The sequence below is a fragment of the Acaryochloris sp. IP29b_bin.148 genome (assembly GCF_028285565.1).
Classification (GTDB): domain Bacteria; phylum Cyanobacteriota; class Cyanobacteriia; order Thermosynechococcales; family Thermosynechococcaceae; genus Acaryochloris.
This window is the reverse complement of the sequence record NZ_JANQOY010000098.1, coordinates 1-3,791: the sequence shown is the minus strand read 5'-3', so window position 1 is coordinate 3,791 and position 3,791 is coordinate 1. Positions and strand designations below refer to the sequence as shown.

The following is a 3,791-nucleotide window of genomic DNA, read 5'->3' as shown; positions in this document are numbered from 1 at the left end:
CGATGGCAAAGCCGTCCTTTATGCCCTGGTACCGGATGTCCAAAGTCAGGTGTCCCAAGAAGGATTGAATTTGGGTTGTTGCGAATTCTCATTTACCTCCTTTTCTATCTAGGTCGTCCCCCACGATCGATTCAAACGTTTAAGCGGCCCTTGAACCCAGGGGTCACCAAATTTTTATGGAGTCATTAGCAGGAACCGTTATGTCTGGTCGAGCCATCGCAGGTGTGTTTTTAGGCTTATCCCTGGGGTTACAAGCCTGTAGTAGTTTACAAGCGTCCAGTTCCGGCAACGCCCCTAAAAAACTGGTGATTACTGGATCCAGTACCGTTGCCCCCGTCGCCTCCGAAATCGCCAAACGCTATGAAGCCCAAAACCCCCAGGTGCGGATTGACGTGCAAACGGGAGGATCCTCTCGTGGTATTGCCGATGTACGCCAACAGGTGGCTGATATTGGCATGGTGTCCCGTGCTGCCAAACCAGAAGACCAGGGCCTCAACTTCCATACCATCGCCAAAGATGGCGTCGTCGTGATCGTCCATCGAGATAATCCGATTCAGCGACTGACCCGCCAGCAAATTACCGACATCTACACGGACAAGCTCAACAACTGGCAGGATGCTGGCGGCAAATCCCAAGCGATTACCGTTGTCAATAAAGCCGAAGGCCGCTCCACATTAGAAGTGTTTACTCAGCATTTCCAGCTCAAGTCCTCGCAAATTAAAGCGGATGTGGTGATTGGCGATAACGAGCAGGGAATTAAAACCGTGGCCGGTAACCCGCTGGCCATTGGCTATGTCTCTGTCGGCGCAGCGAAGGTGAATGTGGAACAAGGCACGCCCATTAAAGTTTTGCCGCTCGAAGGCGTGCAAGCTACTCCTCAAACCGTGCGAGATGGATCGTTTCCCCTCTCACGTCCCCTCAACTTAGTGACTCAAGGTCCCCTTAATCCCCAACAGCAAAAATTTATTGACTTTGCCCAATCCTCCCAGGTCAAGGATATTGTGCAGGAGCAGTCCCTTGTCCCGGTTCAAGAATGAAGCAACTTGGAGGGTTCTGTTGCGGATCCTGGCGCTGTGCTCCGGGGCCATTTTGCTATTGATTCTGGGCTTTCTCGTCTGGGAAACCCTGCCGATTCTCCGCACCGTTTCCCTCGATCGCTTTTGGCGCGATCCAGGCTGGCATCCTAGTGAACAGGCTTACAATCTCACCCCGATGGTGATAGGAACCCTGGGAGTCACTGTTGGCGCGGTATTGGTGGCAACCCCCCTAGGTCTTTTATCAGCAGTATTTTGCCAATACTATGCCCCGGCAGGCGTTGCCCAACTCTATCGACGCCTGATTGAACTATTGGCTGGCATTCCCTCTGTGGTCTATGGCTTATGGGGGCTGGTAGTTCTCGTGCCCTTAATTGCCAAAGTTCAGCCGCCTGGTTCTAGTCTCCTGGCGGGAATTTTGATTTTGGCCCTGATGATTTTGCCCACCATTGCCCTGGTCATCGATGCCAGTTTAGCCAGCTTACCCCCGTCCTACTGGCGCGGGTCCGCTGCGTTGGGACTAGGAACCTGGGCAACAGTCCAGGGCGTCTGTTTACCTGCCATTCGCTCTGGCCTCTTAACGGCTGTGATGCTCGCCACCGCCCGCGCTCTCGGCGAAACCATGGCAGTGCTGATGGTCTGTGGAAATGTCGTCCAGGTGCCCGATTCGATCTTTGCCCCCGTGCGGACATTGACTGCCAATATTGCCCTGGAAATGGCCTATGCCCTCGATCTCCATCGCTCAGCCTTATTTGCCAGCGGACTCGTTCTGATGCTGGTGGTGACTGGGTTGGTCGTTGTGACCGATCCCTGGACGGATGCACCGGAGGGTTAAGATGGTCCGTCGTCACCCTGCTGGTAAAGAGCAAGGAGCCACCCTGATGGTGTGGCTTGTGGCCCTAGGAATTACCGCTGTATTTCTCTGGCTGCTCAGTGATGTGATTTGGCAAGGAGGGCAAGCTGTCAATGGTGCTTTTTTAACCCAAGCCCCCGCTAAAGCTGGGCTAGAAGGCGGTATTGCTCCCATTTTGGTCTCCACTGGACTCGTGTTAGGGGTTTGTATAGGCGTATCCCTCCCTTTGGGATTAGGCACGGCTGTGTTCTTAACGGAATTCAGTCCACAGCGCTCCCATCGGGTCATTCGTCTCAGCTTAGATATTTTGGCGGGCGTACCATCCATTGTGTTTGGCCTATTTGGCAATGCCTTTTTCTCAAGGGTTTTAGGTTTGGGATTCTCTATTCTATCCGGGGGCCTGACCTTGGCCTGTATGGTATTGCCCATCCTGATTCGCTCCATTCAGGTGGGATTGGTGAATGTGCCCCGTGAGTATCGCCAAGCGGCTGCTGCATTGGGGTTGTCTCGCTTAGGCACCCTGAAAACCCTGATTTTGCCTGCCGCTTTACCGGGGATTGCCGTGGGGATTTTGCTGGGAATTGGGCGGGCCATCGCAGAAACTGCTGCCTTAATTTTCACCAGTGGCTACGTTGACCGGATGCCCACGTCATTATTAGATTCTGGGCGGGTACTATCGATTCATATTTTCGACCTCGCCATGAATATTCCTGGGGGTGAACAGAATGCCTATGGGACGGCCTTAGTCCTCGTAATTCTGCTCATTGTGATTAATACTCTTGTTTCCTGGTTCGCCGAACGTTTTCGCCAATCCAAGCTGCAAATTCTATGACCTCTCCCACCTTGAGCCCCCAATCCTTAACGACCGATCATCAGCCGCCCAGTATCTGGGTGAAACAACTCAGTCTACGGTATGGTCGCAAGGTGTCCTTTGCCAATGTGGATGCTCAGTTCCGAGCCGGACAGATTACGGCCTTAATCGGCCCATCCGGCTGTGGCAAAACTAGCTTTTTAAGCTGTTTAAATCGTCTCCATGAACTCACGCCGACAGCTCAGCTTGCCGGTCAGGTGTATTTAAATGATTGCGATACGGAGACGATACCCCTAACGCCTCTGCGCCGCCAGGTGGGGATGCTGTTCCAAAAGCCGAATCCCTTTCCCCTCTCCATTTACCGCAATTTAGCGTTTCCCTTGAAAGAGCATGGGATTTGCGATCGCACCCATATCCACCACATCATCGAAACCACTCTCACGGATGTGGGCCTGTGGGCAGAAGTCAAAGATCGCCTCAAAGCCCCCGCCCTCTCCCTGTCTGGAGGGCAACAGCAGCGCCTCTGCCTTGCAAGAGCTTTGGCCTTAAAACCGCAAGTCTTACTCATGGACGAGCCTTGTAGTGCCCTAGACCCCCTCTCCAGCGAAGTAATTGAAGATTTAATTCTGCGGTTGAAAGGCATCTATACCATCCTGATCGTTACCCACAATCTTGGTCAAGCCTCCCGCATCGCCGATGATGTAGCTTTTTTCTGGGTGCAGCATGATGTGGGTCAATTGATTGAGTTTGGCCCAGCCAAAGAAATTTTTGCCAATCCTCAAGATCCTCTGACCGCAGCCTATACTAGCGGTCGCCGAGGCTAATTTTACAATCCGAGATTAAATGGCCCTTGGCCTTTTGGGATAATTTCGAAAGATGGGTCAGTCTTGACTATCGGCACCATCTTGTAGAGCGGGGTACTGGTTAATTTTGGGAAAGACTTGCCAGGTTATACAACTGCACTTGCATGTGGAGGAGTCGTTATGAGGCTGTGTTAACGTGAGTTCGACGCTAAACAATCGCGGCAGGGAGGGCCTTTAGCTCCTCAGGCGTCAGATCCAGAGCAGGCTTCATCGGGTGATACGAATAGGCA

At 52.7% G+C, this 3,791-nt stretch carries 4 protein-coding genes; all 4 read left to right on the top strand.

Translation table 11 applies throughout. The features are described 5' to 3' along the window. Positions 1-176: 176 nt before the first annotated feature. From Q0986_RS09565 to Q0986_RS09550, 4 genes are read left to right on the top strand one after another with little or no spacing between them, the layout of a single operon-like run. Complete coding sequence (locus Q0986_RS09565) at positions 177-1,037, top strand: phosphate ABC transporter substrate-binding protein (RefSeq protein ID WP_299408795.1); 861 nt, start codon at positions 177-179, stop codon at positions 1,035-1,037. Then, positions 1,018-1,869 carry a phosphate ABC transporter permease subunit PstC gene (gene pstC, locus Q0986_RS09560; RefSeq protein ID WP_299408790.1) on the top strand — a complete coding sequence of 284 codons (852 nt, stop codon included), beginning with the start codon at positions 1,018-1,020 and terminating at the stop codon, positions 1,867-1,869. The genes Q0986_RS09565 and pstC overlap by 20 nt, the downstream gene beginning before the upstream one ends. 1 nt (position 1,870) lies before the next feature. Beyond that, on the top strand, positions 1,871-2,719 hold the full coding sequence (gene pstA / locus Q0986_RS09555) for a phosphate ABC transporter permease PstA (RefSeq protein ID WP_299408786.1): 849 nt from the start codon (positions 1,871-1,873) through the stop codon (positions 2,717-2,719). Next, positions 2,716-3,522, top strand: a complete 807-nt coding sequence (locus Q0986_RS09550) for a phosphate ABC transporter ATP-binding protein (protein WP_299408782.1) — start codon at positions 2,716-2,718, stop codon at positions 3,520-3,522. Before pstA ends, Q0986_RS09550 begins: the two co-directional genes overlap by 4 nt. The last annotated feature ends 269 nt before the right edge of the window (positions 3,523-3,791 follow it).